Origin of the sequence: Burkholderia cepacia (assembly GCF_001039005.1) — a bacterium.
Taxonomy (GTDB): Bacteria; Pseudomonadota; Gammaproteobacteria; order Burkholderiales; family Burkholderiaceae; genus Burkholderia; species Burkholderia theae.
The window spans coordinates 1-26473 of sequence record NZ_LDWR01000013.1; the positions used below are offsets into that span (position 1 = coordinate 1).

Below are 26473 nucleotides of genomic sequence, written 5' to 3' on the forward strand. Positions count from 1 at the left end.
AACTGCAGCGCGTGCGCGACGCCGCGCACGCCGAAGGCCATGCGGCCGGCCACGTCGAAGGCCAGGCGCTCGGCTACCAGGCCGGTCTCGAGCAGGGCCGTGCGCAGGGTTTCGAGGCCGGCCAGACCGATGTGCGCGAACAGGCCGCGCAGCTCGCCGCGCTGGCCGCGTCGTTCCGCGAGGCCGTGTCGACCGCCGAGCACGATCTCGCGGCCGACATCGCGCAACTCGCGCTCGACATCGCACAGCAGGTCGTGCGCCAGCACGTGAAGCACGACCCGGCCGCGCTCGTCGCGGCCGTGCGCGACGTGCTCGCGACCGAACCCGCGCTGTCCGGCGCGCCGCATCTCGCGGTGAATCCGGCCGACCTGCCCGTCGTCGAAGCCTACCTGCAGGACGATCTCGATACGCTCGGCTGGAACGTGCGCACCGACGCGTCGATCGAGCGCGGCGGCTGCCGCGCGCACGCCGCGACCGGCGAAGTCGACGCGACGCTGCCCACGCGCTGGCAGCGCGTCGCCGCGGCGATCGGCAAGGTGAGCACGTGGTGACGCGGCCGCCCGAATCGCTCGCGCACGACGGGATGACGCCGCTCGAGCGCGAACTCGCGCTCGCGTCGTTCGGCCCCGCTGCGCACGACGCCGCGTACGACACCGCACACGACGCAAAACAGCACGCAGCCGCCGCGGCCGACGCCGCGCCGCGCGCGCCGCACAATCCGCATCTCGCGCACTGGCGCACGCACCTGAACGGGCTCGCTGCACGCAGCCACCGCGCGCTGCCGCTGCGGCCGTGCGGGCGCCTCACGCGCGCAGCGGGCCTCGTGCTCGAGGCGATCGGGCTGCGCCTGTCGGTCGGCGCCGAATGCACGATCGAACTGCCGCCCGGCAGCACGCTGCCGCATGCGCAAGCGGAAGTCGTCGGCTTCGCCGGCGATCGCCTGTTCCTGATGCCGACCACCGACGTCGCCGGCGTGCTGCCCGGCGCGCGCGTGTGGCCGCTCGAAAGCGCGCTCGTCGCCGATCCGCTCGCGGGCGCGAAGCGGCTGCCGGTCGGCTGGGAGATGCTCGGGCGCGTCGTCGACGCGTCGGGCCGCCCGCTCGACGGCCTCGGCCCGCTCGCGTCGAAGGTCGACGCGCCGCTGTCGGCGCCGTCGATCAACCCGCTCGAGCGCGAACCGATCCACCACGTGCTCGACGTCGGCGTGCGCGCGATCAACGCGCTGCTCACCGTCGGCCGCGGGCAGCGGATGGGCCTGTTCGCGGGCTCCGGCGTCGGCAAGTCGGTGCTGCTCGGCACGATGGCCCGCTACACGAGCGCGGAAGTGATCGTGATCGGGCTGATCGGCGAACGCGGCCGCGAAGTGAAGGAATTCATCGAGCAGATCCTCGGCGAGGACGGGCTCGCGCGCTCGGTCGTCGTCGCGGCGCCGGCCGACGTGTCGCCGCTGCTGCGGATGCAGGGCGCGGCCTACGCGACGTCGCTCGCCGAGTATTTCCGCGACCAGGGCAAGCACGTGCTGCTGCTGATGGATTCGCTGACGCGCTATGCGATGGCGCAGCGCGAGATCGCGCTGGCGATCGGCGAGCCGCCCGCGACGAAAGGCTATCCGCCGTCGGTGTTCGCGAAGCTGCCCGCGCTCGTCGAGCGCACCGGCAACGGGCCGGAAGGCGGCGGCTCGATCACCGCGTTCTATACCGTGCTGACCGAAGGCGACGACCAGCAGGATCCGATCGCCGATTCGGCGCGCGCGATCCTCGACGGCCACATCGTGCTGTCGCGCGCGCTCGCCGAGGCCGGCCACTATCCCGCGATCGACATCGAGGCATCGATCAGCCGCGCGATGACCGCGCTGATCGACGAAACGCATCTCGACCACGTGCGGCAGTTCAAGCAGATGCTGTCGCGCTACCAGCGCAATCGCGACCTGATCGCGGTCGGCGCCTACGCCCCCGGCCGCGACGCGCAGCTCGACCGCGCGATCGCGCTCTACCCGCGCATCGAGGCATTCCTGCAGCAGGGCTTTCGCGAATGCGCGCCGTTCGCATCGAGCCTTACCGCGCTCGATGCGCTGTTCGACGCTTACGGAGGCTGATCCAGATGGCTCACGGCTTTCCCCTGCAGTTGCTGCTCGACCGCGCGCAGGAAGACCTCGACACCGCCGCGAAGCAGCTCGGCACCGCGCAACGCGACCGCAGCTCGGCCGCCGAGCAGCTCGACGCGCTGCTGCGCTATCGCGACGAATATCACGCGCGCTTCGCGCAATCCGCGCAGCACGGGATGCCGGCCGGCAACTGGCGCAATTTCCAGGCGTTCATCGACACGCTCGACACCGCGATCGCGCAACAGCGCAACGTGCTGGCCGCTGCCGAAGTCCGCATCGACGAGGCACGCCCGAACTGGCAACAGAAGAAACGCACCGTCGGCTCGTATGAAATCCTGCAGGCGCGCGGCGTCGCGCAGGAAGCGCAACGCGACGCGCGGCGCGAACAGCGCGACTCCGACGAACATGCCGCGAAAATCCTGCGCATGCGGGCCGACGCGGCCCGCTCGTCGTAACCGACCACCGCATTCGAACGAGAGAACGCCATGCCTCCCCTGCCCCTGCTCGGCGCGCTGATCGACACCGCCGGCGCCGCACTCAAGGCCGCCCGCGGCTCGAATTCGTCCGGCACCGCCACCGGCAACGACGCCGCGTCCGCGTCGACTGCCACGGCCGCCGTACCGTTCGCGCAGACGCTGAAGCAAAGCGTCGTCACGCGTCACGACGCGACGATTTCCGGCACACGCGATGCATCGACGAAACAGGCTTCGTCGACGCCGGCCGCCGGCGCGAAGCCGTCCGCCACCGACGACGATTCGTCGGACGACGACACGAACGTCGCTGCCAACCCGAACCCCAGCCCCGACGCGGCCGCGCTCGCCGCCGCCGCGGCCGTGCAGGCGCAACTGCAGGCGCGCCCGGACAACGCGACGCCGGCCGATGCCGCTACCGCCGCTGCCGCCGCCGTTGCCGCTGGCACGGCGCAAAAGACGACCGTGGCCGGCCAGCCCGACGCCACGGCGACGCTTGCGGATCACGCAGCCAAGGATGCTGCCGCCCAGCCGGACGCGCCAGCGTCGGGCCACGATGCGCTGCAGGCGGCGCTCGCCAAGCTGACGGGCGGCTCGGGTGCGATCGCGATGCCCGCGACCGGCACGACGGCGTCGGCCGCGACTTCGGCACCGGCGTCGACCGCATCGACCGGCGCCGCCGCCGCACCACTCACGCCGAAGGTGCCGACCTTCGACCGCACGCTCGCCGACGCGAAAGGCGCACCCGCCACCCAGCAGACGCCGACGCAGGCCACCGCGCAGTCGCTGCAGGCCGCCGCGAACGCGCAGTCCGGCGCACAGCACGCGCTCGCGGCAGCCAGCGACGCGACGGATCCGGCCGCCAGCGCGACGCTCGCGGCCGGCGCAACGGCTGCGGCCGCGGCGCAGGCCAACCTGCAGCTGTCGCCGGCCGCGAGCGCGATCGCCGCCGCCAACGCGCACATGCTCGCTCCGCACGTCGGCACGCCCGACTGGACGGACGCGTTGAGCCAGAAGGTCGTGTTCCTGTCGAACGCGCACCAGCAGAGCGCCGAGCTAACGCTCAATCCGCCCGATCTCGGTCCGCTGCAGGTCGTGCTGCGCGTCGCGGACAACCACGCACACGCGCTGTTCGTGTCGCAGCACGCGCAGGTGCGCGACGCGGTCGAAGCCGCGCTGCCCAAGTTGCGCGAAGCGATGGAAGCGGGCGGGCTCGGGCTCGGCAGCGCGACCGTCAGCGACGGTGGCTTCGCATCGCAGCAGCAGAACCCGCAACAGACCTTCGCCCACGGCCAGTCGCCGCGACGCGGGAACGCCGGATCGTCAGCCGTCGATGCACCGGCCGACGCTGCGCAATCCGCACCGGCCGCCACGAGCGTGAGCCGCGCCGGCCTCGTCGATACGTTCGCCTGAGCATGATTGCCGCCCGGTGCGCGCCGCTCAGCGGCCGTGCACCGCCGCGGCTGCCGCGCCGCTCGGCACACCGCCCTTGCGCGCCGCGACGATGAAGTCCGCCGCGCGTTCGCCGATCATCACCGACGGCGCATTCGTGTTCCCGCCGACCAGCGTCGGCATCACCGACGCATCCACCACGCGCAATCCTTCGACGCCACGCACGCGCAATTGCGGATCGACGACCGCGCGCGCATCGGCGCCCATCCGGCACGTGCCGACCGGGTGATAGATCGTGTCGGCATGCGCGACGATCGTCGCGCGCAACTCGGCTTCGCTCTGGTCCGCCCGCGTGTACAGCTCGCGCCCGCCCTGCGACGCGAGCGGCGTCTGCGACAGGATCCGGCGCATCGCCTGCGTGCCGCGCACGAGCAGGTCGAGATCGCGCGCATCGCTGAAGAAGCGCGGATCGATCAGCGGCGCGTCGCGCGCATCGCCGCTCGCGAGCGCCACCGTGCCGCGGCTGAACGGCCGCAGCGCGCAGACGTGCAGCGAATAGCCGAAGCCCCAGTGCATCTTGCGATTGTGGTCGTCGACGAGCGCCGTGCAAAAATGCAGTTGCAGGTCGGGACGCTCGAGCGACGGATCGCTCTTGATGAAGCCGCCGGCCTCCGCGACGTTGCTCGTCATCATCCCTGTGCGGCTCGAGAAATAGCGCGCGAGCGCGGGCGTCATCTTCGCGATCCCGCGCAGGCACACGCCGACCAGCTCCGACGAATTCACGCGCGTGTTGATGATGAAGTCGATATGGTCGATCAGGTTCGTGCCGACGTCCGGCGCATCCTGCACGACCGCGATCCCGTGCCGGCGCAATTGCTCCGCCGGGCCGATCCCCGAACACATCAGCAGTTGCGGCGAATTGAACGCACCGGCCGACAGGATCACTTCCGCGCGCGCGCCGAGCGTCTCGACGCGTCCGTTGCGCGACAGCTCGACGCCGACCGCGCGCTTGCCGTCGAACGCGACGCGCAGCACCGTCGCGTCGGTGATCACGTGCAGGTTCGACCGGTTGCGGCCGTAGATATAGGCACGCGCGACGCTGCAGCGCGAGCCGTCGCGGTGGGTGACCTGATAGAAGCCGACGCCTTCCTGCGTCGCGCCGTTGAAATCGTCGTTCAGCGGATAGCCGGCTGCGTGCGCGGCCTGGATGAATCGTTCGGAGAACGGATTGCGAAAGCGCAGATCCGACACCGACAGCGGGCCGTCCGCGCCGTGCCACGCGTCGGCGCCGCGCGCGTTGCCTTCCGCGCGGCGGAAATACGGCAGCACGTCCTGCCAGCCCCAGCCCGTCGCGCCGAGCTGCGCCCATTCGTCGTAATCGCCCGGGTGGCCGCGCGTATAGATCATCGCGTTGATCGCGCTCGAGCCGCCCATCCCGCGCCCGCGCGGCTGATAACCGCGCCGCCCGCCGAGGCCCGGCTGCGGCACCGTTTCGTAACCGTAGTTCGTGCCGAGCTTGAACGGCACCAGCGCCGCGATGCCGACCGGCATGTTGACGAGCAGGTTGCGCTCCGTATGCGACCCGGCCTCGATCAGCGCGATCGTCGCGTCGGGACAGGCATCGGCGAGACGGCCTGCCAGGCTCGATCCGCCCGAACCGCCGCCGACGATGATGTAGTCGTATTGCATGTCACGTCTCCGTCGTGTCATGGAAGGCGCCCGGCACCGCCGCGCGACCGCGTCCCCTCTTATAGGGTCTGTTTACATATGGAACGCACATGCGAATGCCCGAAATCGCTCGTAGGGCAAGAAGTGAGGAGCGCCGTTTGGCCGAGCCAAACAAGCGACGAGCGACGCCGCCATACGGGCGATTTCGGGCATTCCCGTGACATGAACTCTTTAATTTGGGGTTGCCCCGAGAAGGGCCGCTCGCCACGTTGCGCTCCTTGCGAATACGTCAGTATTCGCGGCGTCGCGCGCCTCGCGAGCGGCCCTTCTCGGGGCAACGCATGCGCGTTCCATATGTAAACAGACCCTAGTGTTCGGGCATTGTGGAATGACGCGTCGCGCGCGCGGCGCGCCGATTCAAGAGCGATTCCTCTAAACGCCCGCGTGAACTAAATTTAAGATGTATTGATTCGCTTCGCGCGACGCGCCGGCCACGAGAAGCCGATCCGTCGCGAAACGGGAGAGACGACGATGCAGCGCCAGGTTCTGCAGGCCGCGTGGCGACCGGGTTGTCCGGATACGACGCGTGCGGCCCGCATTTCATTTCAAACGGCTGCCGGCGCGAGGACGATCGGCGTCATGCGCGCAGCCGATCGAAATCGAACGGCACACGTCGTCGCCGACCGTTTGGACGGCTTTCCGCCGCAGCAACAGGATGCACTGCGACACGAATTGGCATGCACGTCGTGCCGCCCTGCTTCCGCGCATCGGCACGCGGTCGCACGGTGGCGTCGCGTGCCCGGTCGTCACGGCATCAGGCCGTGCGCGCATGCCGTGCGGCACGACGTTCGCATGCTGAAACCGTCGCGCGGATGCGACGCTCGCCGCACGCTGCAACCGGTTTTCGAACACCCGTCGCATCCGGCCCCGCGCCGCGCGACGCGCATCATCCCGATCCGCGCCGCCGCGCTCGCCGAGCGCTCGCGTGCGGCGTGACGGCCGGCCGACAAGCCAGGCCCAACTGGAGGAGACGACATGAAGAACGACCTGCCCGAACTGGCCCCGCAAGCACTGCCGTCGGCCGATGCGCTGACGTCGCTGCTGCGCGACCAGCGCGCGGCCTACCTGCGCGCGCCCTACCCGGCATGGGAGACCCGCGTGCAGCACCTGCGTGCGCTGCGCATGATGCTGATCGACCATGCGGATGCGCTCGCCGAAGCGATCAGCGCCGATTTCGGTCATCGCTCGAAGCAGGAAGTGCTGCTGTCGGAAATCTGGATGGCGAAGGAAGAAATCGACGACGCGCTCAAGCACGGCAAGCGCTGGATGAAACCGATCCGCAAGCCGATGAACAAGTGGCTGCGCCCGGCGCGCGCGAAGGTGATCCCGCAGCCGCTCGGCGTGGTCGGCATCGTCGTGCCGTGGAACTACCCGGTGCTGCTCGCGGCCGGCCCGCTGATCTGCGCGCTCGCCGCCGGCAACCGCGCGATCATCAAGATGTCCGAACTGACGCCGCGTACGTCCGCGCTGTTCGAGCAACTGATCGCCAAGACCTTCACGCGCGACCACGTCGCGGTCGTGAACGGCGATGCGGAGGTCGGCGCCGCGTTCAGCGCACTGCCGTTCGACCACCTGCTGTTCACCGGCTCGACGCACGTCGGCCGCCACGTGATGCGCGCTGCCGCCGACAACCTCACGCCCGTCACGCTCGAACTCGGCGGCAAGTCGCCGGCGATCGTCGGCCCGAACGCGCGCTTCGATGCGGCCGTCGACGCGATCGTCGCAGGCAAGACGCTGAACGCGGGCCAGACCTGCATCGCGCCCGACTACGTGCTGCTGCCGCGCGGGATGGAAGCCGCATTCATCGAGCGCGCGCGGGCCCGGTTCGCGAAGATGTATCCCGACCTGTCGGCCAACGGCGACTACACGACGATCGTGTCGCCGCGCCATTACGCGCGGCTGCAGCAGCTCGCGAGCGACGCGCAGGCCGCCGGCGCGCAACTGCATCCGCTGTCCGACGCACCGTCCGATCCCACGTCGCGCCGCTTCGTGCCGTGCGCGGTCACGCAGGTGCCGGCCGCGTCGCAACTGATGCAGGAGGAAATCTTCGGGCCGCTGCTGCCGCTCGTGCCGTACGAGCGGCTCGACGAGGCGATTGCGTACGTGAATGCGCGCCCGCGTCCGCTCGCGCTCTACCTGTTCGACGAGGATGGCGGCACGATCGACCGCGTGATGCACGAAACGATCTCGGGCGGTGTGACGATCAACGAAGCACTGATGCACATCGCATGCGGCAGCCTGCCGTTCGGCGGTGTCGGTGCGAGCGGCATGGGTGCGTATCACGGCTACGACGGCTTCGTGACGTTCTCGAAGATGAAGCCCGTGCTCACGCAGGCGCGGCTGAACACGCGCGCCCTGATCGCACCGCCGTACGGCAAGCGCTTCGCCGCAGTGATCAAGCTGATGCTGAAGTTCTGATCGGAACGGGCCGCGCGCATCGCGCCGCGGCCCGCGCAAGTCCGCCGCGCGGCGCAGGTGCCGCGCGCGCCGTCACACGGGCCAGAGCGGCCCTTCCTGCATCGCGCCGATCTGCTCGCGCAGTTCGAGCACGCGCGCTTCCCAGTAACGATGCGTGTTGAACCACGGAAACGCGGCCGGAAACGCAGGATCGTTCCAGCGCCGCGCGAGCCATGCCGCGTAGTGGATCAGCCGCAGCGTGCGCAGCGCTTCGACGAGATGCAGCTCGCGCGGCTCGAATTCGCAGAAATCCTCATAGCCGGCCAGCAGGTCCGCCAGCGCGCGCGACGCGCCTTCGCGATCGCCCGGCAGCAGCAGCCACAGATCCTGAATCGCGGGCGCCATCCGGCTGTCGTCGAAGTCGACGAAATGCGGGCCGGCATCGGTCCACAGCACGTTGCTCGGATGACAGTCGCCGTGCGTGCGCAGCAGCCGGATCTCGCCGGCACGTTCGAACGCGGCCTCGACGCCTTCGAGCGCGAGCGCGACGGCCGTCGCGTACGCGGGCCGCACGTCATCCGGAATGAAATCGTGCGCGAGCAGGTAGTCGCGCGGCTCGTAGCCGAACGTGCCGATGTCGAGCACCGGACGCGCGACATACGGCTGCGTCGCGCCGACCGCATGGATCCGGCCGATGAAGCGGCCGAGCCATTCGAGCGTGTCGCTGCGATCGAGATCGGGTGCGCGGCCGCCGCGCCGCTCGAAGATCGAGAAGCGGAAACCGTCGAACGCGTGCAGCGTGCGGCCGTCGAGCGTGCGCGCGGGCACCGCCGGAATCTCGCGCGCGGCGAGTTCGGCGACGAACGCGTGCTCTTCGAGGATCGCGTCGTCCGACCAGCGCGCCGGGCGGTAGAACTTCGCGACGACCGGCGGGCCGTCTTCGATGCCGACCTGGTAGACGCGATTTTCGTAGCTGTTGAGAGCGAGCAGGCGCCCGTCGGTGCGCTGGCCGGCCGGCATCAGCACGCTGTCGAGCGCATCGAGCACGCACTCGGGCGTGAGCCCGGCGAACGGCGGGCCGGCGGGAGAAGCGGGAGCGGAAGTAGCGTCTGTCATGCCCCGCATTGTGCCGCCAGCCGGGTCGAAAGACGAGCGTCCGGTGCGACGCGCGTGCTCAGTGAAGCGCCGCGCCGGCCGGCAGCACGGATTCGCCGGTGTCGATCAGATCCTCGAGAAAGAACGGCTCGGTGTTGAGTTCCTTCGACTCGCCCGGTACGCCCGCGTACCAGGTCACCATGGCCATGTCGCCCAGGACGCGCTGGACGATGCCGCGCGCGCCCTTCGGCACCGCGATATGGGTAGTGCAGACAATCGACCCGACATGCATGATGGTTCCCCACTCTTGAATCTTGAAACCCGGCCCGCTGACGAGCCGGCAAATGCACGATCCGCGCCGCTCTCACCGGAGCGTTGCGCGTAATCCCATTGTTCACGGTTTATCGAAGCGCGAAAAGAAGAAGAAGCAGGCGATGTGCCGCGAATTCGTCGAATGTCTCCAATCAACCACTGCGCCGCGCGTGCGCTTGCATGCGCGGTTGCCCCCATCATACCCTGTCGAATGTGACTGCCCGCCGAATCCGCCCGGCGCCGCGGCGCGCACGCGATTGACGCAACGGGCGTGCGCCACGCGAAGCCGACGCCAGTTGCACGGGATGCCGGCCTTGCGTTACCTTTGACACTCGTTCGCGTTCAACCGCATTCCGACACGATGCATCCGCTCACGTCCGCTCTCGCAAAATCCCGGCCGCAGTTCGACTCGCGGCCGCAGGCGTGCGCGCATCCGTCGGTTCTCCCGCCTCCTGTCGCACCGCCGCTCGTCGGCGCCGCGCCGCCCCCTCCGGCGGCACGCGCCGGCTGACCAGCCGGTTTCCGTTTCGTCTTCCCTTCGCCGTCAGTTGCCGTTCGTGCGTCGTGACGCACGGTTCGCTGCTGCGCGTGCGGATGGAACGTTCCGATCCGTTCGACAGGTGGATTCACATGGTTTCGTTCAAACGCGCGCTTGCCGCGCATGGTGCGACGTCGCTCTTCGTGCTGCTGTGGAGCAGCGGCGCGATCTTCGCTGAACTCGGTCTGCGTCACGCATCCGCGTTCGTCTTTCTCACCGCGCGTTTCGCGCTCGCCTCGCTCGTGCTGCTCGCGCTGGCCTTCATGCGCAGACGCTGGCTGCCGCCGCGCGGTGAACGGCGCATGGCCGCGCTGACCGGCTTGCTGATGATGGGCGGCTATTCGATCTTCTATCTGCTCGCGCTCGAGCGCGGGATCGCGCCGGGCGTGCTCGCGACGATCCTCGGCGTGCAGCCGATCCTCACGCTCGCGATCGTCGAGCGGCGCTGGCAGCCCGTGCGCGTCGCGGGACTCGCGCTGTCGCTGGCCGGCCTCGCGCTCGTCGTGTGGCGCGGCGTGGGTGGCGTCGGCCTGTCGGCCACGGGCATTGCGTGCGCGCTCACGGCGCTCGTCGCGCTGACCGCCGGCTCGCTGCTGCAAAAACGCGTACGCGCGGCACCCGTCGACGTGCTGCCGCTGCAGAATGCGATCGGCCTCGCGCTGTGCGTAACGATCGTGCCGTTCCGGCCGGTGTCGTTCGACATGAGCTGGGCGTTCGTCGTACCGCTCCTGTGGCTCGGCATCGTGATTTCGGTGATCGCGCAACTGCTGTTCTACCGGCTGATGCAGCGCGGCGATCTCGTCAACGTAACGAGCCTGTTCTATCTCGTGCCCGTCGTCACCACGCTGATGGATGCCGTCTGGCTCGGCAACCGGCCCGAGCCGCTCGCGCTCGCCGGCATGGGCGCGATCATCGCGGGGCTCGCGCTCGTGTTCCGCGCGCCGGCCACCCGCGTGCAACCCGACCGCGCGTAAGCGGACAGGCCGCCGCGCCCGCGGGTGCGGCGGCCCGCATCGGACGCATACGACAATTCCGCAAATATCGAAAGGAACGGGAAAGATACGTGCAAGGCGTTCGTCTTGCTTGCAGGAAAGGTGCGCGATTCGCCGGGCTTTCCGCTGATTTTTAATGGTTCGGATAGCGAAAAGCGCTGCCGGTTGCCTATACTCGAATTGACCGCCCTGCTCGCAATCGGGTCGGACCAAGACTAGAAACACCCGGCATGGATCTGGAGTAAGCGCTGAAGCGCCCTCCGGCCGACACTGGAGACACGCATGACCACCTATTTCACGATCGGCGACTTCATCCTGTTGATTCCGATGGCGCTGGCCGGAGCGCTATTTCTCGGCGCGGTGCCGTGCGCAACCGAATTCCGCCACAACTTGCTGCGTGTGCTGGGCGTCATCCTCGGCGTCGGCGTCGCGGTATTGCTGGTCGAAGGCCTGCCTGCGCTGCTCTAACGCGAGCTAGCGTACCCCGTTGCCTGACGCGCATCGCTGCACCGCAGCGATGCGTCGGGCTGTCTGCAATACCGCACGCGATGTTTCGCATGCCGTATTGCCTGCCGGTCAGATGGCCTGATCGGTGGACGGCTTTTCCCAAAGATTGATGCCGCCTTCCGTCGCGTGACGATCGATCTCCGCGAGTTCCTCCGCCGAGAATTCGAGGTTCTTCAGCGCGCCGACGTTTTCACGCACCTGCTCCGCCCGGCTCGCGCCGATCAGCGCGGACGTTACGCGGCCGTTGCGCAGTACCCACGCAAGCGCCATCTGCGCGAGGCTCTGCCCGCGCCGTTCGGCGATCGCGTTGAGCTTGCGCACATGCTCGAGGTTGTCCGCGCTCAGGTGGTCCTGCTTCAGCGAGCCGCCGCCCGGCTTGTTCACGCGCGCGTCGGCCGGCACGCCATTCAGGTACTTCGACGTGAGCAGCCCCTGCGCGAGCGGCGTAAAGGCGATGCTGCCCGTGCCGACGTCGTCGAGCGTGCCGAGCAGTTCGCTCTCGATCCAGCGGTTCAGCATGTTGTACGAAGGCTGGTGGATCAGCAGCGGCACCCGGTACTGCGCGAGCAGCTCGGCCATCTCGCGCGTCTTCGCCGCCGAATACGACGAAATGCCGATGTAGAGCGCCTTGCCCTGCTGCACGGCCGACGCGAGCGCGCCCGCCGTTTCCTCGAGCGGCGTGTGCGCGTCGAAGCGGTGCGAATAGAAGATGTCGACGTAGTCGAGCCCCATCCGCTGCAGGCTCTGGTCGAGGCTCGCGAGCACGTACTTGCGCGACCCACCGCCGCTGCCGTACGGCCCCGGCCACATGTCCCAGCCGGCCTTCGTCGAGATCAGCAGCTCGTCGCGATACGGCCGGAAATCCTCCTTCAGCAGCCGGCCGAAGTTGGTTTCGGCGCTGCCGTACGGCGGCCCGTAGTTGTTCGCGAGATCGAAGTGGTTGATGCCGAGGTCGAACGCGGTGCGCAGGATCTCGCGCTGCGTCGAGATCGGCGTCGAGTCGCCGAAGTTGTGCCACAGGCCGAGCGACAGGGCGGGCAGTTTGAGCCCGGATTTGCCGCAGGTGCGGTATTGCATGTCGGCATAACGTTCGGAAGCTGCTTCGTAGGCCATGAGTATTTCCGTCGGGACGTCGGAGGGAGGGGCGCGCGCCGGCCGCACCCAGGGCGCGACGGCGGCGAAGAAAACGCATGACGGCTATGGTAGCGAAGGCGACCGATGCGCGCACGGCAATGGACGCGACCGCGGTGGTCGCCTACACTGCGGCGTCTCGAATCACCGTTACAGCGAGGTTGGTATGTCCCGGGTCATCTCGGTTGCGCTGCTCGTCGGCGGCGTCGTGCTGCTGTATTTCGGCGGACAGTCGTTCCATTCGATCAACGACGACATGTCGCGCTTCTTCACCGGCTCGCCCGCGACGAAGACGATCCTGCTGATCGTCGGCGGCGCCGTCGCCTCGTTCATCGGCCTGATCGGCCTCGCGATGCCGGGCAGCAAGCGCTGATCGCACAACCGCGCGACGCGCGAACGGCCCGCGTCACCCGATCGGGCCGTGCAAAACGAAACGGGCGGCCAGGCCGCCCGTTGCTCCATTCGCCCGCGATGCGCAGTGTCGCATCTCGCGATCGCGACGGCCTCGCCGGCCGTCCGATCCGCGCCTAGAACTGCACTTCCGGCTTCGCCGCCGAGCGCGTACCCGGCACCGGCCGGTTGCTCGCGCCATGGTAGGTGTACACGAGCGAGAACTTCACCTGGTCGGAACGGTTCTGCCCGGCCGAATGCAGCGTGTTGCTGTGGAAGAACACGACGTCGCCCGTCTGGAGCGGCGGGCACGTCGCCGCATCGATCATCTTCCGGTTCTCCGGCAGGTCGCCGCGGAAGAACTTCGCATCGTCGAACGCTTCCGGCCCGAATTCGGCCGTATGCGAACCCGGCACGAGCCACAATGCGCCGTTCTCGTTCGTTTCCGGCCCGAGCGCGAGCCACACCGACACCATGTCAGGCCGCTCGAACGACCAGTAGCGGAAATCGCGATGCCAGCCGGTCAGGCTGCCGTACGCGGGATGCTTCGTCATCATGCAGTTGTGATGCGCGCGCGACAGCACGGGCTCTTCACCGAAATACTCGCGCATCCACGCGCCGATTTCGGGTGCGATTGCGCGCTCGGCGAATGCCGGATCGCGCGTGTACGCATCGAGCAGCCGCCGCACCGTGTGCCCGCCCGGCGCATGCTTCGACTCGGGTGCGCCCGGGTAGCGCAGGTCCGCCTCGAACTCGATCGGCTCGGCGGCCTCCCGCAACTGGCGCTCCGCGATCTGCTTGAGCGCCGCGCACTGTTGCTCACCGACGAGGCCACGCGCGACGACGAAGCCGCGTTCGCGCAATTCCGCGACTTGCGCGCGGATCGATTCCGACTGCAATGGAGACGACATGGGATGCCAGACGTTTATTGTGTGAATGTGACGATTGTAAATCGGCGCCGGATGCGGCGAACAGCGCCATTGTCGTGCGCAGGGGCATGCCAATCGCCGATTTGATCCGGGTCAAGGGAACTGTGCGGCGCGGCGGTGGCCTCACCGACAGGCGGTATGCGGCACACGCCTTGTGGCACAAGGGTTTATCGCGACTTTTGCCCGTCATGAATCCCCTGTAGCCTGACGCGGCCTGTCAGTTCTGGCGGGCGCGGCACGCAGCGACTTTCGATAAGATCCGTTGCGCCATCCGAGGCCGTTCATACCAGTGCGCTCTTCAAGGGCGCCACCCATACAAGCGAAGCATCGTTCACATGCCATTCCGTCTGACTTCCCGATTCAGCCACGCTGCGAAGCGCGTCGTGCCGTCCGCTCCTGCCCGCTCGCTGCGCCATCACCGCGCACGCACGCAGGCACTGGCCGAGCATACTCACGCACACAGCCGGCTGGACGGCATCCGTGCGTGGTTCCACGCGTTTTTCTCGATGGTGAGCACGCAGGCGTTCGCCCGCCGTGCCGGCCTGCGCTCGCTGCTGCAGAAGCCGTCGTCGATGCGCGCGCTTGCGCTGCGCCGTGCGCTCGGCCCGCAGCGCCGCGTCAACCGCCCGCGCCGCCTCGCGGCCAGCAACGGCTGGTTCGGGTTCGGGTTCGGCGCGCGCTGAAATCGCGCCGGCGGGCACCGCCCGCCATGATCGCCGCCGTTGCGCCGGCGATCGAAACCCATAAAAAAACCCCGCCAATGGCGGGGTTTTTCATTTCAGGCGAACGACGCTTACGCGACGCGTGCCGTCGGCTCCACGCCGGCCGCTTCGGCCAGTGCGAGCGCCTTGTCGGTCGCTTCCCACGAGAATTCCGGCTCTTCGCGGCCGAAGTGGCCGTAAGCAGCGGTCTTCTCGTAAATCGGGCGCAGCAGGTCGAGCATCTTGATGATGCCCTTCGGACGCAGGTCGAAATGCTCGCGCACGAGCTTCGTGATCACCGCATCCGACACGCGGCCCGTGCCGAACGTGTTGACCATCACCGAAGTCGGCTCCGCGACGCCGATCGCGTACGACACCTGGATCAGCGCACGCGACGCGAGGCCGGCGGCGACGATGTTCTTCGCGACGTAGCGGCCTGCATATGCAGCCGAACGGTCGACCTTCGACGGATCCTTGCCCGAGAACGCGCCGCCGCCGTGCGGTGCGGCACCGCCGTACGTGTCGACGATGATCTTGCGGCCGGTCAGGCCGCAATCGCCCTGCGGGCCGCCGATCACGAACCGGCCGGTCGGGTTCACGAGGAACTTGATGTCGCCCTTGATCAGGTCGGCCGGCAGCGTCGGCTTGATGATTTCCTCGATCACGGCTTCGCGCAGCGCGGGCAGTTCGATCTCCGGTGCGTGCTGCGTCGACAGCACGACGGTGTCGATCGAATGCGGCTTGCCGTCGACATAGCGAACCGTCACCTGCGACTTCGCGTCCGGGCGCAGCCATTGCAGGCGGCCGTCGCGGCGCAGGCTGGCCTGGCGCTCGACGAGACGGTGCGACAGGTAGATCGGCAGCGGCATCAGTTCCGGCGTTTCGTCGCACGCGTAACCGAACATCAGGCCCTGGTCGCCCGCGCCCTGGTCGAGGTTGTCGTCGTGTGCACGATCGACGCCCTGGGCGATGTCCGGCGACTGCTTGTCGTACGCGACGAGCACCGCGCAACCCTTGTAGTCGATGCCGTACTCGGTGTTGTCGTAGCCGATGCGCTTGATCGTGTCGCGCGCGATCTGGATGTAGTCGATGTTGGCCGTCGTGGTGATTTCACCGGCCAGAACGACGAGACCCGTGTTGCACAGCGTTTCCGCCGCAACGCGCGAATATTTGTCCTGCTCGAGGATGGCGTCGAGAATCGCGTCCGAGATTTGGTCCGCGACTTTGTCCGGATGGCCTTCGGAGACGGATTCGGACGTGAAGAGATAATCGTTTGCCACTTTTTCAAGCTCCTGTTTGGTTACGGTTGGTTTCACGTAGCCAGCTTCGTGGGGCCTGAAGCGGCGACGCTTTAGCGGATTACCAGTACCGGGCAGCGCGTATCGCACCGTCCGGCTTCGCCCCGCAAGTTGTCAGTTAACTCGGCGAAGACCGTATTATAGCGGCTTTCCTGAATTGTCACAGAGTGCCGCTCGTGCTGCATCTTCCACCGTCTTACTCCCCCGTTCGCAACGCGCCGGTCAGCCGGCCCCACGGAGGTTTCGCATGCTAGGCCGCCTCGGCACGCACCTCGCCATCGGCTTCCTGAAACTGCTCGCCCGGTTGCCGTACGGCCTGACCGCACGGCTCGGCGACGGTCTCGGCTGGCTGCTGTACCAGATCCCCAGCGGGCGAAAGCGCATCGTACATACCAATCTGAAACTCTGCTTCCCGGACTGGAGCGACGAGCGGCGCGAGGAAGTGGCCGGCCTGCATTTCCGCCACGCGATCCGCAGCTACGTCGAGCGCAGCTACCAGTGGTTCGCGTCGGAACAGGCCTACCGCAAGCTGTTTACGGTCGAGAGCGAGGTCGACCTCAGCGATCCGGACATGCCGCCGACCCTCTTGCTCGGTTTCCATTTCGTCGGCATCGAGGCCGGCTCGATGGCGATCAATCTCGCACTCGGCCGCACGTGCGGCTCGCTCTACACGCCGATGAAGAACCCGGAAATCGAAGCCGCGGCCAAAGCCGGCCGCAGCCGCTTCGGTGCGGAGCTGGCGAGCCGGGCGGACAGCGCGCGTACCGTGCTGCGCTGGCTGCGCGACCGCAAGCCGGTGATGCTGGGCGCCGACATGGACTACGGGCTGCGCAACTCGACGTTCGTGCCCTTTTTCGGCGTACCGGCCTGCACGCTGACGGCGGTCGGCCGGTTCGCCAAGACCGGCCACGCGCAGGTTCTGCCCTTTATCGGCGAGGTGCTACCGAACTACAAGGGTTACCGGCTGAAGGTCTTCAAGCCGTGGGCCAACTACCCGACCGGCGACGACGATCTCGACGCGCGACGGATGAACCAATTCCTCGAGGAACAGATTCCGCTGATGCCCGAGCAGTACTACTGGGTCCACAAGCGCTTCAAGACGCGCCCGCCCGGCGAACCGAGCCTGTACTGACCCTGCCGGGGCGAAAGCCGCGGGCGCGCCGTCAGGTGCGCGCCTGCGCCCTCGCCACCTTCGGCGCGCCTTTCGCGCGCGCCTGCCACAGATCGTAGGCCGACTGCTGCGCGAGCCACAGATCCGCCCTTCCCCCGTTTTCCTCGCCGAGCCACGCTTCGAGGCGCAGCGCCATTTCCGGCGAGATACCGGCATGGCCGTGCAGGATGCGCGACAGCGCCGCGCGCGTCACGCCGAGCTGCGCGGCGGCTTCGGTGACGGTCAGACCGAGCGCCGGCAGCACGTCATCGCGCAGCGCTTCGCCCGGATGGGGCGGATTGAAGAGGCGTGTCATGGCTTGAATCATCTCAGTGATAGTCCTGGTAATTGACCAGGACGACATCGGGGCCATCGAATCGGAACGTCAGGCGCCAGTTGCTGCTCACGCTCACCGAGTAGTAACCGTCCAGCCCGCCGGCAAGGCTGTGGAGGCGCCAGCCCGGCACGTTCATGTCGAGCGGTCGGCTCGACACGTCGAGACGGGCAAGCAAGCGCCGCAGCCTTGGAGCGTGGTCCGGCACGATGCCCGCCTTGCTCCCGTTCATGAAAAACGCTTCCAGTCCCTTGTGCTGCCATGACTTGATCATGGACCTCCCGCGCTCGAGTCGCGATGTCGACAGCATGGCCTGTATGCGTATAGCCACACTATACGAATCGCGCGATTACCCTGTCAATTTGACCCGTACGAAATCGTGCGTCCGGGGTGTCCAGTCCTTTCGCCGCGCGTCGGGCACGCAACGCCGGCCTCGCCTCTGCCGCGACAACGCCCGCCACACAGCGTGAATTTGTCCCCTCGCTGCGGACGCGACCAGTCGACCGATCGACAGATGCCGCCCGTTCCGCCTTCGCCGACGACGCGAAACGCCCGCCCGCGCAGGACGCCCCTGTCGGCTGCATGTATCATTTGCGGTTGAGATCAGCACGACGAACGAGGCCGCCCGGCGTGACGGCGGGCCGTTCGCATCGTGCCGACCGCCTTGTTCGCCATGGAATTCCGGACCCAGTGAAACTCTCGTTCACCAAGATGCACGGCGCGGGCAACGACTTTGTCGTGCTCGACGGCTATTCGCGCGCGTTGCCGCTGCTTACCGAGGCGCAGGTGCGCGCGCTCACCAGCCGGCACTTCGGCATCGGCGCCGACCAGTTGCTGCTCGTCGAAAAACCGACCGTCGACGGCGCGGATTTCAAGTACCGGATCTTCAATTGCGACGGCGGCGAAGTCGAACACTGCGGCAACGGCGCACGCTGCTTCGTGAAGTTCGTCAGCGATCGCGGCCTGACCGACAAGCGCAGCGTGCGCGTGCAGGTCATGAAGGGCCTGATCACGCTGACGCTGCAGGACAACGGCGAGGTCGTCGTCGACATGGGTGCGCCCGTGTTCGCGCCGGCGCAGGTGCCGTTCGATACGGCCGGTCCAGGCGCTTCGGGTCTCGACGGCCGCACCGAAGGCCGCGACACGCTGTGGCCGCTCGACGTCGGCGGCGCGACGCGCTGGATCTCGACGGTGTCGATGGGCAATCCGCACGCGGTGCAGATCGTCGACGATGCCGAAGCGTATCCCGTGCTGGAAGAAGGCCCGCTGATCGAGCACCATGCGCGCTTCCCGCAGCGCGTGAACGCCGGCTTCATGCAGATCGTGTCGCGCAACGAAGTGAAGCTGCGCGTGTACGAACGCGGCGCGGGCGAGACGCTCGCGTGCGGCACGGGCGCGTGCGCGGCGGTGGCGGCCGGTATTCGGCGCGGCCTGCTCGATTCGCCCGTGACCGTGCACACGCACGGCGGCACGCTGACGATCGGCTGGGACGGCGCGCGCGACGAAACCGCCGCGCTGATGATGGCCGGCCCCGCCGCGACCGTGTTCGAAGGCGAGATCGACCTGAACGCCTGACCCTGCAACGTCCTTGATAACTGAACGCGCCAGCCACATGAACGATCGCGAAGTCGCCGACTACCTGCTCGCCAATCCCGAATTCTTCGCACAGCACGCCGAACTGCTCGCGACGATCCGTCTCGCGAACCCGCACGGCAAGGCCGCGATCTCGCTGCAGGAGCGGCAGATGGAGATGCTGCGCGACAAGAACAAGCATCTCGAGCGCCGGCTCGCCGAGCTCGTGCGCTACGGCCACGAGAACGACAGCCTGTCCGCGAAGTTCAGCCGCTGGACCGCGCGCGTGATCGCGGAACGCGATCCGTACGCGCTGCCGCGCACGATCGCCGACGGCATCGCCGACGTGTTCGACGTGCCGCAGACGGCACTGCGCGTGTGGGACGTCGCCGACACCTACGCGCAGGCCGACTTTGCGCGCCAGGTCGGCGAGGAAGTGCGCCTCTTCACGAACGGCCTGTCGACGCCGTACTGCGGCGCGAACACGGGCTTCGAGGCCGCGCAGTGGCTCGCGCCCGCGGTCGCCGCGTCGGCCGCGCATGCGGCGGAAGGCGCTGAAGCCGCGCCGGCCGGCGACGGCTCGGCCGCATCGGTCGCGCTGCTCGCGCTGCGCGCGCCGCTCGCCGGCAACGATGCGCCCGCGTTCGGCCTGCTCGTGCTCGGCTCGCCCGATCCGCGCCGCTTCCACGACGGGATGGCCACCGACTTCCTCGCGCAGATCTCGACGCTCGCCAGCGCCGCGCTCACGCGCCTGCTGCCGCACTGATCCGCCGCACGCGATGACAGACGATCCGGTCGCCGCCTACCTGTCGAACCTGAAGCACGTCAGGCAGCTGTCGGAACACACGCTGCGCGCGTACACGCACGAACTCGATGAGCTGAAGAAGCTCGCGGCCGGCCGGCCGCTCGAAGTGCTGACGGCCGCCGACATGCGCGGCGCAGTCGCGCGCGCACATTCGGGCGGGCTGTCCGCGCGGTCGATCTCGCATCGGCTGTCCGCGTGGCGCGCGTTCTACCGCTGGCTCGCGCAGCGCATCGAGATGCCCGCGAACCCGGTTGCCGCGGTGCGCGCGCCCAAACGGCCGAAAACCCTGCCGAAGGCGCTGTCGGTCGACGACGCATCGGCATTGATGGACGCGCCGGTCCCCGGCACGACCGAAGGCATCCGCGACCACGCGATCCTCGAGCTGTTCTATTCGTCGGGGCTGCGCCTGGCCGAGTTGATCGGGCTCGATGCCGTGTACACGCAGGCCGACGGCTACCGCTCGGCCGGCTGGCTCGATCTCGCCGAAGCCGAAGTCACCGTGCACGGCAAGGGCAACAAGGAGCGCAAGGTGCCGGTCGGCCGCAAGGCGATCGATGCGCTGAACGCGTGGCTCGCGGTGCGCGGCGAATTCGTGAAGCACGACCCGCATCCGCTGTTCCTGTCCGTGCGCGGCAACCGGATGGCGCCCGGTGTCGTGCGCGAGCGCGTGAAGCGCGCGGCACTCGCCGCGGGCATCCCCGCCAACGTTCATCCGCACGTGCTGCGTCACTCGTTCGCGACGCACGTGCTGCAGTCGAGCGGCGACCTGCGTGCGGTGCAGGAACTGCTCGGCCACGCGAGCGTCGCCGCGACACAGGTCTATACGTCGCTCGACTTCCAGCATCTCGCCAAGATTTACGACAGCGCGCATCCGCGCGCGAAGAAGCGCGACTGACGCGTTTCCCGTGTTACCCGCCGTGCGCGGCGACCGACAGCGGTCGGCTTCGCGCGCGGCCCACCTCGATCTCATCATGCAAACCGTCACACTCAAGCCGTCCAAGGAAAAATCGCTGCTGCGCCGCCATCCGTGGGTCTACGCCAATGCGATCGACCGCGTCGACGGCAAGCCCGCGCCCGGCACGACCGTGATCGTGCGCGCGCACGACGGCCGCTTCCTCGCGCGCGGCGCGTACAGCCCGCAGTCGCAGATCCGCGTGCGCGTATGGAGCTTCGACGAGAACGAGCCGATCGACCACGCGTTCTTCAAGCGCCGCGTGCAGCGCGCGGTCGCACACCGCACGACGATGGTGTCGGGCACCGGCGCGGTACGGCTCGTATTCGGCGAGGCCGACGGGCTGCCGGGGCTGATCGTCGACTACTACGTCGCGGACACCGCCGAAGCCGGCGCGGCGCCGCGCGGCCAGCTCGTCTGCCAGTTCATGGCCGCGGGCGTCGAAGCGTGGAAGGACGCGATCGTCGCGGCGCTTGCCGGCGCGACGGGCTGCCCGAACGTGTACGAGCGCTCGGACGTGTCGATCCGCGACAAGGAAGGGCTCGAACAGACGACCGGCGTGCTGGCGGGCGATGCGCCGCCCGCGACGCTGATCGCGAACGAAAACGGCGTGCGCTATCACGTCGACGTGCCGAACGGCCACAAGACGGGCTTCTACGTCGACCAGCGCGACAACCGCGCGCTCGTCGCGCAGTACGCGGCCGATCGCGACGTGCTGAACTGCTTCTGCTACACGGGCGGCTTCTCGCTCGCGGCGCTCAAGGGCGGCGCAAAACGCGTGGTGTCGATCGACTCGTCGGGCGATGCGCTTGCGCTCGCGCAGCAGAACGTCGTGGCCAACGGCTTCGACGCCGAACGCGCGACCTGGCTCGACGCGGACGCGTTCAAGACGCTGCGCCGCCTCGTCGACGAAGGCGAGCGTTTCGACCTGATCGTGCTCGACCCGCCGAAGTTCGCGCCGACCCGCGACAGCGTCGATCGCGCGGCGCGCGCCTACAAGGACATCAACCTGAGCGGCTTCAAGCTGCTGCGTCCGGGCGGCCTGCTGTTCACGTACTCGTGCTCGGGCGCGATCGACATGGATCTGTTCCAGAAGATCGTCGCGGGCGCGGCAGCCGACGCGAAGGTCGACGCGCGCATCCTGAAGCGGCTCGGCGCGGGCGTCGATCACCCGCTGCTCGCCGCGTTCCCGGAAGGCGAATATCTGAAGGGCCTGCTGTTGCAAATCGTCTGATCGCCCCGATCTTGGCGGACACCACCGTCCGCCGGCCCTGCCTGGCGGGCCAGCGCTTTCGCCTGTCGTCCGGACGACGGGCGAGGGCTTGACAGGTATGTTTCAATGAATGGTTGTGCGCCCCGGCTCGCAGCGCGAGGGCGCGACGCACATTCTGGTTTTGACCCCGATTCACGAACCACAGGCGACCGACATGGCCACTCCCGTCACCATCCTTACCGGCTTTCTCGGCAGCGGCAAGACGACGCTGCTCAAGCGCATCCTGAACGAACCGCACGGCATGAAGATCGCCGTGATCGAGAACGAGTTCGGCGAAGAGAACATCGACAACGAAATCCTGGTGCAGGATTCGAACGAGCAGATCATCCAGATGAGCAACGGCTGCATCTGCTGCACGATCCGCGGCGACCTCGCACGCGCGCTCGGCGATCTCGCCGCGAAGAAGCGCGAAGGCAAGCTCGACTTCGACCGCATCGTGATCGAGACGACCGGCCTCGCGAACCCGGGCCCGGTCGCGCAAACCTTCTTTATCGACAGCGAAATCGCCGACGACTTCCTGCTCGACGCGGTCATCACGCTCGTCGACGCGAAGCACGCGAACGCGCAGCTCGACGAACACGAAGTCGTGCAGCGCCAGGTCGGTTTCGCCGACCGCCTGTTCATCACGAAGTCGGACCTCGTCGACGACCAGACCGTCGCCGGCCTCAAGCACCGCCTGATGCACATGAACCCGAAGGCGGCGATCAAGGTCGTGAATTTCGGTGAGGCAGACATCAAGGAAATCTTCGACCTGCGCGGCTTCAACCTGAACGCAAAGCTCGAGATCGACCCCGACTTCCTCGCCGAAGACGACCACGCGCATGACCACCACGATCATGACCATGGTCACGATCACGCCGATTGCGACCACGATCACGGCCAATGCGCGCACGATCACGACCACGGCCATCACCATCACCACCACGCGCACCACGACGACAAGATCAAGTCGTTCGTGTACCGCAACGACCGCCCGTTCGACCCGAACAAGCTGGAAGACTTCCTCGGCGGCATCCTGCAGATCTACGGCGAGCGGATGCTGCGCTACAAGGGCGTGCTGTTCATGAAGGGCGTCGACCGCAAGGTCGTGTTCCAGGGCGTGCACCAGATGATGGGCAGCGACCTCGCCGCGAAGTGGCTGCCGGCCGAGAAGAAGACCAACAAGATGGTGTTCATCGGTGTCGACCTGCCGCAGGACCTGATCACCGACGGCCTCGACGCCTGCCTCGCCTGACGCACGCGGGCGCGGTCGCGCACCCCGCCGCCCGGCCGCCTCCGCGGGCCGCCGCGGCGGTCGCGCGGCGCCCTTTCCGGGCAGGGTTTCGCCGTCATCGCTTTTTCGCGATTTGCGCGTTATATTTTCTAGATATTGGCGCAGCCGACGGGGATCGACCCGATACGGCGCCCGCTTGCGATTCAGTTACAATACGTGCCCGCTGGAGTACGGCAACAAACAGGCCCGGTTCTTGCTGAACCAGTTTCCGGGCATCGCAACCGCGCCGGATCGCCCATCCGCCACCCGGCCGCGGCCGATGCGATCTGCCGCGCAGCACACCGGTTCGCCGCGCGCAAATCCGCGCCAGGCCTGTCCTGGTATTTGAGAACCGGTTTTTCCAGAGGCTTTCGGCCCCGCGGCGGCAAATCGCAAATGATTGCAAGCGCGGTTGCGGGTAATCCCAAAGTGCAGGCAATATCTCTTGATTTGCCGCACATTGAAGAAGCAAGCAGATGACGAAGAAACTCTTGACCGAAGCCGAAATCCTGAAGATGAGCGACAAGGATTACATGAATGAGGATCAGCTCGCCTTCTTCAAAAATCGGCTCGAACAGTTGCAGGCGGACATCCTCAAGAATGCAGGCCAGACGACCGAGAACCTCCGCGAGACGGTGATCGTGCCCGATCCCGCCGATCGCGCGACGATCGAGGAAGAGCACGCGCTCGAGTTGCGCACGCGCGATCGCGAACGCAAGCTCCTCAAGAAGGTTCAGCAGTCGCTCGCCCGCATCGATTCCGGCGATTACGGCTGGTGCGAGGAAACCGGCGAGCCGATCGGCATCCCGCGACTGCTCGCGCGCCCGACGGCCACGCTGTCGCTCGAGGCGCAAGAGCGCCGCGAGTTGCGCCAGAAGCTGTTCGGCGACTGATCGAGCGGCGTTCCGCTCCGACACGCTGCTTCCCGAAAGCGCGCGGCCTGCCGCGCGCTTTTTGTTTTTCCGGCACCGGTTCCCGGGTCGGCTCCCGCTCATATCGGGCTTGCGCCGGCCCGCCGGATTTGCCTCCCGCCTCTTGATATCCCGGCGCCCGCCCTAAAATGAAACGGACGCGCGCCGGGCCGCTCCCCGGCGCACTGCGATTCACGCGGCGGCGCCTCGCGCCGCCCGACTCTTCCCCGTTTTTCTCAAGGAACGCAGATGGAGCAATTTCACGGCACGACCATCGTTTCGGTCCGGCGCGGCGACAAGGTCGCGCTCGGCGGCGACGGCCAGGTAACCCTCGGCAACATCGTCATGAAGGGTGGCGCGCGGAAAGTGCGGCGGATCTACAACAATCAGGTACTGGTCGGATTCGCGGGCGGCACCGCCGATGCGTTCTCGCTGCTCGATCGCTTCGAGGCGAAGCTCGAGAAGCACCAGGGCAACCTGACCCGTGCGGCCGTCGAGCTCGCGAAGGACTGGCGCACCGACCGGATGCTGCGGCGCCTCGAGGCGATGCTGATCACGGCCGATGCAACGACCACGCTCGTGATCACCGGCAACGGCGACGTGCTCGACCCGGAAGGCGGCATCTGCGCGATCGGCTCGGGCGGCGCGTACGCGCAGGCCGCGGCCCGCGCGCTCGTCGAGAACACCGAGCTGTCGCCGCGCGAGATCGTCGAGAAGTCGCTCGGGATCGCGGGCGACATGTGTATCTACACGAACCACAACCGCATCATCGAAACGATCGAGTAAGGACCGCACCATGAGCACCATGACCCCTGCCGAGATCGTCTCGGAACTCGACAAGCACATCATCGGCCAGAACAAGGCGAAGAAGGCCGTCGCGGTCGCGCTGCGCAACCGCTGGCGCCGCCAGCAGGTCGCCGACCCGCTGCGTACGGAAATCACGCCGAAGAACATCCTGATGATCGGGCCGACGGGCGTCGGCAAGACCGAAATCGCGCGCCGCCTCGCGAAGCTCGCCGATGCGCCGTTCATCAAGATCGAAGCGACCAAGTTCACCGAAGTCGGCTACGTCGGCCGCGACGTCGACAGCATCGTGCGCGACCTCATGGAAACCTCGGTCAAGCAGACGCGCGAAACCGAAATGCGCAAGGTGCGCAGCAAGGCGACCGACCAGGCCGAAGACCGCATTCTCGACATCCTGCTGCCGCAACCGCGCGCGGTGGGCTTCGGCGGGAACGCCGAACACGCGAACGACGACAACAACGCGACGCGCCAGACGTTCCGCAAGCGCCTGCGCGAAGGCCAGCTCGACGACAAGGAAGTCGAGCTCGACCTCGAGCAGCCGTCGGCCGGCATGGACATCATGGCGCCGCCCGGGATGGAAGAGATGACCGAGCAGATCCGCTCGATGTTCTCGAATCTCGGCAGCGGCAAGAAGCAGCGCCGCAAGGTGAAGATCAAGGAAGCGCTGAAGCTGCTGACCGACGAGGAAGCGGCGAAGATGCTGAACGAAGAGGAAGTGAAGACGAAGGCCGTGCAGAACGTCGAGCAGAACGGCATCGTGTTCCTCGACGAGATCGACAAGATCACGTCGCGCAACAATGAAGGCAGCGGCGGCGAAGTGTCGCGCCAGGGCGTGCAGCGCGACCTGCTGCCGCTCGTCGAAGGCACGACGATCAACACGAAGTACGGGATGGTGAAGACCGATCACATCCTGTTCATCGCGAGCGGCGCGTTCCACCTCGCGAAGCCGAGCGACCTGATTCCGGAACTGCAGGGCCGCTTCCCGATTCGCGTCGAGCTCGACTCGCTGTCGGTGGAAGACTTCGAGGCGATCCTCGACGCGACCGACGCGAGCCTCGTCAAGCAGTACCAGGCGCTGCTCGCGACCGAAGACGTGCAGCTCGACTTCGCCGACGACGGCATCCGCCGCCTCGCGGAGATCGCGTATGCGGTCAACGAGAAAACCGAGAACATCGGCGCGCGCCGGCTGTACACGGTGATCGAGAAACTGCTCGAGGAAGTGTCGTTCTCGGCCGGCAACCACGCCGGCGAGCGCGTGACGATCGACGCGAAGTATGTCGACCGGGCGCTCGGCGAAGTGTCGCAGGACGAGGATCTGTCGCGCTACGTGCTGTAACGCGCGCGGTATCCGATGAAAAACGGGCGGCCCCTTTGCGGGGTCGCCCGTTTTTCGTTGGTGCGCCGCAAGTCGTACGGAATCGGCGCGCGTCGCGCCG

27 protein-coding genes are annotated in these 26473 nt (G+C 67.6%); 19 read left to right on the plus strand and 8 right to left on the minus strand.

The genetic code is table 11. From position 1 onward, the window contains the following. From fliH to VL15_RS07780, 4 genes are all read left to right on the plus strand, one after another. The coding region (gene fliH / locus VL15_RS07765; protein WP_048244612.1) for a flagellar assembly protein FliH at positions 1 to 551 on the plus strand (551 nt) is incomplete at its 5' end. After that, the gene (gene fliI, locus VL15_RS07770) at positions 545 to 2095 is read left to right on the plus strand and encodes a flagellar protein export ATPase FliI (RefSeq protein ID WP_048244614.1); all 1551 of its coding nucleotides are present in this window, start codon (positions 545 to 547) and stop codon (positions 2093 to 2095) included. The genes fliH and fliI, both read left to right, overlap by 7 nt. Positions 2096 to 2100: 5 nt before the next feature. Then, the gene (gene fliJ, locus VL15_RS07775; protein ID WP_048244615.1) at positions 2101 to 2559 is read left to right on the plus strand and encodes a flagellar export protein FliJ; all 459 of its coding nucleotides are present in this window, start codon (positions 2101 to 2103) and stop codon (positions 2557 to 2559) included. Positions 2560 to 2589: 30 nt separating this feature from the next. Further along, entirely contained in the window at positions 2590 to 3987 is a 1398-nt protein-coding gene (locus VL15_RS07780) for a flagellar hook-length control protein FliK (RefSeq protein ID WP_048244617.1), read from the plus strand. Between the two features lie 27 nt (positions 3988 to 4014). Here VL15_RS07780 and VL15_RS07785 read toward each other — a convergent pair whose 3' ends face one another. After that, the gene (locus VL15_RS07785; protein ID WP_048244619.1) at positions 4015 to 5655 is read right to left on the minus strand and encodes a GMC family oxidoreductase; all 1641 of its coding nucleotides are present in this window, start codon (positions 5653 to 5655) and stop codon (positions 4015 to 4017) included. Between the two features lie 831 nt (positions 5656 to 6486). Here VL15_RS07785 and VL15_RS41780 point away from each other — a divergent pair. Continuing rightward, positions 6487 to 6630, plus strand: a complete 144-nt coding sequence (locus VL15_RS41780; RefSeq protein WP_155420148.1) for a hypothetical protein — start codon at positions 6487 to 6489, stop codon at positions 6628 to 6630. Positions 6631 to 6669: 39 nt separating this feature from the next. Continuing rightward, positions 6670 to 8112, plus strand: coding sequence for a coniferyl aldehyde dehydrogenase (locus tag VL15_RS07795; RefSeq protein ID WP_048244623.1), 1443 nt, complete (start codon positions 6670 to 6672; stop codon positions 8110 to 8112). Between the two features lie 72 nt (positions 8113 to 8184). Here the strand turns inward: VL15_RS07795 and VL15_RS07800 are convergent, their stop codons facing one another. Together VL15_RS07800 and VL15_RS07805 are read right to left on the minus strand one after the other, a co-directional pair. Further along, positions 8185 to 9207 carry a serine/threonine protein kinase gene (locus tag VL15_RS07800; protein ID WP_080970753.1) on the minus strand — a complete coding sequence of 341 codons (1023 nt, stop codon included), beginning with the start codon at positions 9205 to 9207 and terminating at the stop codon, positions 8185 to 8187. Between the two features lie 58 nt (positions 9208 to 9265). Continuing rightward, positions 9266 to 9478: a hypothetical protein gene (locus VL15_RS07805; protein ID WP_011353523.1), complete on the minus strand. Its 213-nt coding sequence runs from the start codon at positions 9476 to 9478 to the stop codon at positions 9266 to 9268. A gap of 650 nt (positions 9479 to 10128) precedes the next feature. Here VL15_RS07805 and VL15_RS07810 point away from each other — a divergent pair. Both VL15_RS07810 and VL15_RS07815 read left to right on the plus strand, forming a co-directional pair. Further along, positions 10129 to 11010, plus strand: coding sequence for a DMT family transporter (locus tag VL15_RS07810; protein WP_048244627.1), 882 nt, complete (start codon positions 10129 to 10131; stop codon positions 11008 to 11010). A 300-nt stretch (positions 11011 to 11310) separates the two neighbouring features. Then, a complete protein-coding gene (locus VL15_RS07815; protein ID WP_014895742.1) occupies positions 11311 to 11496 on the plus strand; it encodes a hypothetical protein in 186 nt (61 codons plus the stop codon). Positions 11497 to 11604: 108 nt separating this feature from the next. Here the strand turns inward: VL15_RS07815 and mgrA are convergent, their stop codons facing one another. Further along, the gene (mgrA, locus tag VL15_RS07820) at positions 11605 to 12648 is read right to left on the minus strand and encodes an L-glyceraldehyde 3-phosphate reductase (RefSeq protein ID WP_048244628.1); all 1044 of its coding nucleotides are present in this window, start codon (positions 12646 to 12648) and stop codon (positions 11605 to 11607) included. A 184-nt stretch (positions 12649 to 12832) separates the two neighbouring features. Between mgrA and VL15_RS07825 the strand changes: the two genes are divergently transcribed. Then, positions 12833 to 13039: a DUF3185 family protein gene (locus VL15_RS07825; RefSeq protein ID WP_048244630.1), complete on the plus strand. Its 207-nt coding sequence runs from the start codon at positions 12833 to 12835 to the stop codon at positions 13037 to 13039. Between the two features lie 154 nt (positions 13040 to 13193). Here the strand turns inward: VL15_RS07825 and VL15_RS07830 are convergent, their stop codons facing one another. Then, the gene (locus VL15_RS07830; RefSeq protein ID WP_048244632.1) at positions 13194 to 13967 is read right to left on the minus strand and encodes a phytanoyl-CoA dioxygenase family protein; all 774 of its coding nucleotides are present in this window, start codon (positions 13965 to 13967) and stop codon (positions 13194 to 13196) included. Positions 13968 to 14320: 353 nt separating this feature from the next. Here VL15_RS07830 and VL15_RS07835 point away from each other — a divergent pair, with 353 nt between their 5' ends. After that, the gene (locus VL15_RS07835; protein WP_048244634.1) at positions 14321 to 14668 is read left to right on the plus strand and encodes a hypothetical protein; all 348 of its coding nucleotides are present in this window, start codon (positions 14321 to 14323) and stop codon (positions 14666 to 14668) included. A 110-nt stretch (positions 14669 to 14778) separates the two neighbouring features. Here VL15_RS07835 and metK read toward each other — a convergent pair whose 3' ends face one another. Next, complete coding sequence (metK, locus tag VL15_RS07840) at positions 14779 to 15966, minus strand: methionine adenosyltransferase (RefSeq protein WP_048244636.1); 1188 nt, start codon at positions 15964 to 15966, stop codon at positions 14779 to 14781. A gap of 265 nt (positions 15967 to 16231) precedes the next feature. Between metK and VL15_RS07845 the strand changes: the two genes are divergently transcribed. Then, the gene (locus VL15_RS07845) at positions 16232 to 17116 is read left to right on the plus strand and encodes a lipid A biosynthesis lauroyl acyltransferase (protein WP_048244638.1); all 885 of its coding nucleotides are present in this window, start codon (positions 16232 to 16234) and stop codon (positions 17114 to 17116) included. 31 nt (positions 17117 to 17147) lie between these two features. Here VL15_RS07845 and VL15_RS07850 read toward each other — a convergent pair whose 3' ends face one another. Together VL15_RS07850 and VL15_RS07855 are read right to left on the minus strand one after the other, a co-directional pair. Next, on the minus strand, positions 17148 to 17450 hold the full coding sequence (locus tag VL15_RS07850) for a HigA family addiction module antitoxin (protein ID WP_048244773.1): 303 nt from the start codon (positions 17448 to 17450) through the stop codon (positions 17148 to 17150). Positions 17451 to 17463: 13 nt separating this feature from the next. Continuing rightward, a complete protein-coding gene (locus VL15_RS07855; protein WP_048244640.1) occupies positions 17464 to 17742 on the minus strand; it encodes a type II toxin-antitoxin system RelE/ParE family toxin in 279 nt (92 codons plus the stop codon). Between the two features lie 416 nt (positions 17743 to 18158). Between VL15_RS07855 and dapF the strand changes: the two genes are divergently transcribed. The 8 genes from dapF to hslU all read left to right on the plus strand — a co-directional run bounded on the left by dapF (position 18159) and on the right by hslU (position 26373). After that, positions 18159 to 19043 carry a diaminopimelate epimerase gene (gene dapF, locus VL15_RS07860; RefSeq protein ID WP_048244641.1) on the plus strand — a complete coding sequence of 295 codons (885 nt, stop codon included), beginning with the start codon at positions 18159 to 18161 and terminating at the stop codon, positions 19041 to 19043. Between the two features lie 37 nt (positions 19044 to 19080). Next, on the plus strand, positions 19081 to 19806 hold the full coding sequence (locus VL15_RS07865) for a DUF484 family protein (RefSeq protein WP_048244643.1): 726 nt from the start codon (positions 19081 to 19083) through the stop codon (positions 19804 to 19806). A gap of 13 nt (positions 19807 to 19819) precedes the next feature. Further along, a complete protein-coding gene (xerC, locus tag VL15_RS07870) occupies positions 19820 to 20740 on the plus strand; it encodes a tyrosine recombinase XerC (protein ID WP_048244645.1) in 921 nt (306 codons plus the stop codon). Between the two features lie 76 nt (positions 20741 to 20816). Next, positions 20817 to 22031, plus strand: a complete 1215-nt coding sequence (locus tag VL15_RS07875; protein ID WP_048244647.1) for a class I SAM-dependent rRNA methyltransferase — start codon at positions 20817 to 20819, stop codon at positions 22029 to 22031. 193 nt (positions 22032 to 22224) lie between these two features. Further along, positions 22225 to 23304 carry a CobW family GTP-binding protein gene (locus VL15_RS07880; protein ID WP_048244775.1) on the plus strand — a complete coding sequence of 360 codons (1080 nt, stop codon included), beginning with the start codon at positions 22225 to 22227 and terminating at the stop codon, positions 23302 to 23304. Positions 23305 to 23798: 494 nt separating this feature from the next. Next, positions 23799 to 24215: an RNA polymerase-binding protein DksA gene (gene dksA, locus VL15_RS07885; protein WP_006477498.1), complete on the plus strand. Its 417-nt coding sequence runs from the start codon at positions 23799 to 23801 to the stop codon at positions 24213 to 24215. 267 nt (positions 24216 to 24482) lie between these two features. Continuing rightward, positions 24483 to 25019, plus strand: coding sequence for an ATP-dependent protease subunit HslV (hslV, locus tag VL15_RS07890; protein WP_006477497.1), 537 nt, complete (start codon positions 24483 to 24485; stop codon positions 25017 to 25019). Positions 25020 to 25029: 10 nt separating this feature from the next. Further along, complete coding sequence (hslU, locus tag VL15_RS07895; RefSeq protein ID WP_048244649.1) at positions 25030 to 26373, plus strand: ATP-dependent protease ATPase subunit HslU; 1344 nt, start codon at positions 25030 to 25032, stop codon at positions 26371 to 26373. The last annotated feature ends 100 nt before the right edge of the window (positions 26374 to 26473 follow it).

Bases quoted from the DNA above. Each gene is read 5' to 3' on its own strand.
- VL15_RS07865 (WP_048244643.1), top strand. From the start codon at position 19,081: ATGAACGATCGCGAAGTCGCCGACTACCTGCTCGCCAATCCCGAATTC.
- hslV (WP_006477497.1), top strand. From the start codon at position 24,483: ATGGAGCAATTTCACGGCACGACCATCGTTTCGGTCCGGCGCGGCGAC.
- VL15_RS07780 (WP_048244617.1), top strand. From the start codon at position 2,590: ATGCCTCCCCTGCCCCTGCTCGGCGCGCTGATCGACACCGCCGGCGCC.
- VL15_RS07855 (WP_048244640.1), bottom strand. From the start codon at position 17,742: ATGATCAAGTCATGGCAGCACAAGGGACTGGAAGCGTTTTTCATGAAC.
- mgrA (WP_048244628.1), bottom strand. From the start codon at position 12,648: ATGGCCTACGAAGCAGCTTCCGAACGTTATGCCGACATGCAATACCGC.
- VL15_RS07835 (WP_048244634.1), top strand. From the start codon at position 14,321: ATGCCATTCCGTCTGACTTCCCGATTCAGCCACGCTGCGAAGCGCGTC.
- VL15_RS41780 (WP_155420148.1), top strand. From the start codon at position 6,487: ATGCTGAAACCGTCGCGCGGATGCGACGCTCGCCGCACGCTGCAACCG.
- VL15_RS07875 (WP_048244647.1), top strand. From the start codon at position 20,817: ATGCAAACCGTCACACTCAAGCCGTCCAAGGAAAAATCGCTGCTGCGC.
- VL15_RS07795 (WP_048244623.1), top strand. From the start codon at position 6,670: ATGAAGAACGACCTGCCCGAACTGGCCCCGCAAGCACTGCCGTCGGCC.
- VL15_RS07785 (WP_048244619.1), bottom strand. From the start codon at position 5,655: ATGCAATACGACTACATCATCGTCGGCGGCGGTTCGGGCGGATCGAGC.
- VL15_RS07830 (WP_048244632.1), bottom strand. From the start codon at position 13,967: ATGTCGTCTCCATTGCAGTCGGAATCGATCCGCGCGCAAGTCGCGGAA.
- VL15_RS07810 (WP_048244627.1), top strand. From the start codon at position 10,129: ATGGTTTCGTTCAAACGCGCGCTTGCCGCGCATGGTGCGACGTCGCTC.
- VL15_RS07825 (WP_048244630.1), top strand. From the start codon at position 12,833: ATGTCCCGGGTCATCTCGGTTGCGCTGCTCGTCGGCGGCGTCGTGCTG.
- VL15_RS07800 (WP_080970753.1), bottom strand. From the start codon at position 9,207: ATGACAGACGCTACTTCCGCTCCCGCTTCTCCCGCCGGCCCGCCGTTC.
- dksA (WP_006477498.1), top strand. From the start codon at position 23,799: ATGACGAAGAAACTCTTGACCGAAGCCGAAATCCTGAAGATGAGCGAC.
- VL15_RS07850 (WP_048244773.1), bottom strand. From the start codon at position 17,450: ATGACACGCCTCTTCAATCCGCCCCATCCGGGCGAAGCGCTGCGCGAT.
- VL15_RS07815 (WP_014895742.1), top strand. From the start codon at position 11,311: ATGACCACCTATTTCACGATCGGCGACTTCATCCTGTTGATTCCGATG.
- VL15_RS07845 (WP_048244638.1), top strand. From the start codon at position 16,232: ATGCTAGGCCGCCTCGGCACGCACCTCGCCATCGGCTTCCTGAAACTG.
- hslU (WP_048244649.1), top strand. From the start codon at position 25,030: ATGAGCACCATGACCCCTGCCGAGATCGTCTCGGAACTCGACAAGCAC.
- xerC (WP_048244645.1), top strand. From the start codon at position 19,820: ATGACAGACGATCCGGTCGCCGCCTACCTGTCGAACCTGAAGCACGTC.
- VL15_RS07880 (WP_048244775.1), top strand. From the start codon at position 22,225: ATGGCCACTCCCGTCACCATCCTTACCGGCTTTCTCGGCAGCGGCAAG.
- VL15_RS07805 (WP_011353523.1), bottom strand. From the start codon at position 9,478: ATGCATGTCGGGTCGATTGTCTGCACTACCCATATCGCGGTGCCGAAG.
- fliJ (WP_048244615.1), top strand. From the start codon at position 2,101: ATGGCTCACGGCTTTCCCCTGCAGTTGCTGCTCGACCGCGCGCAGGAA.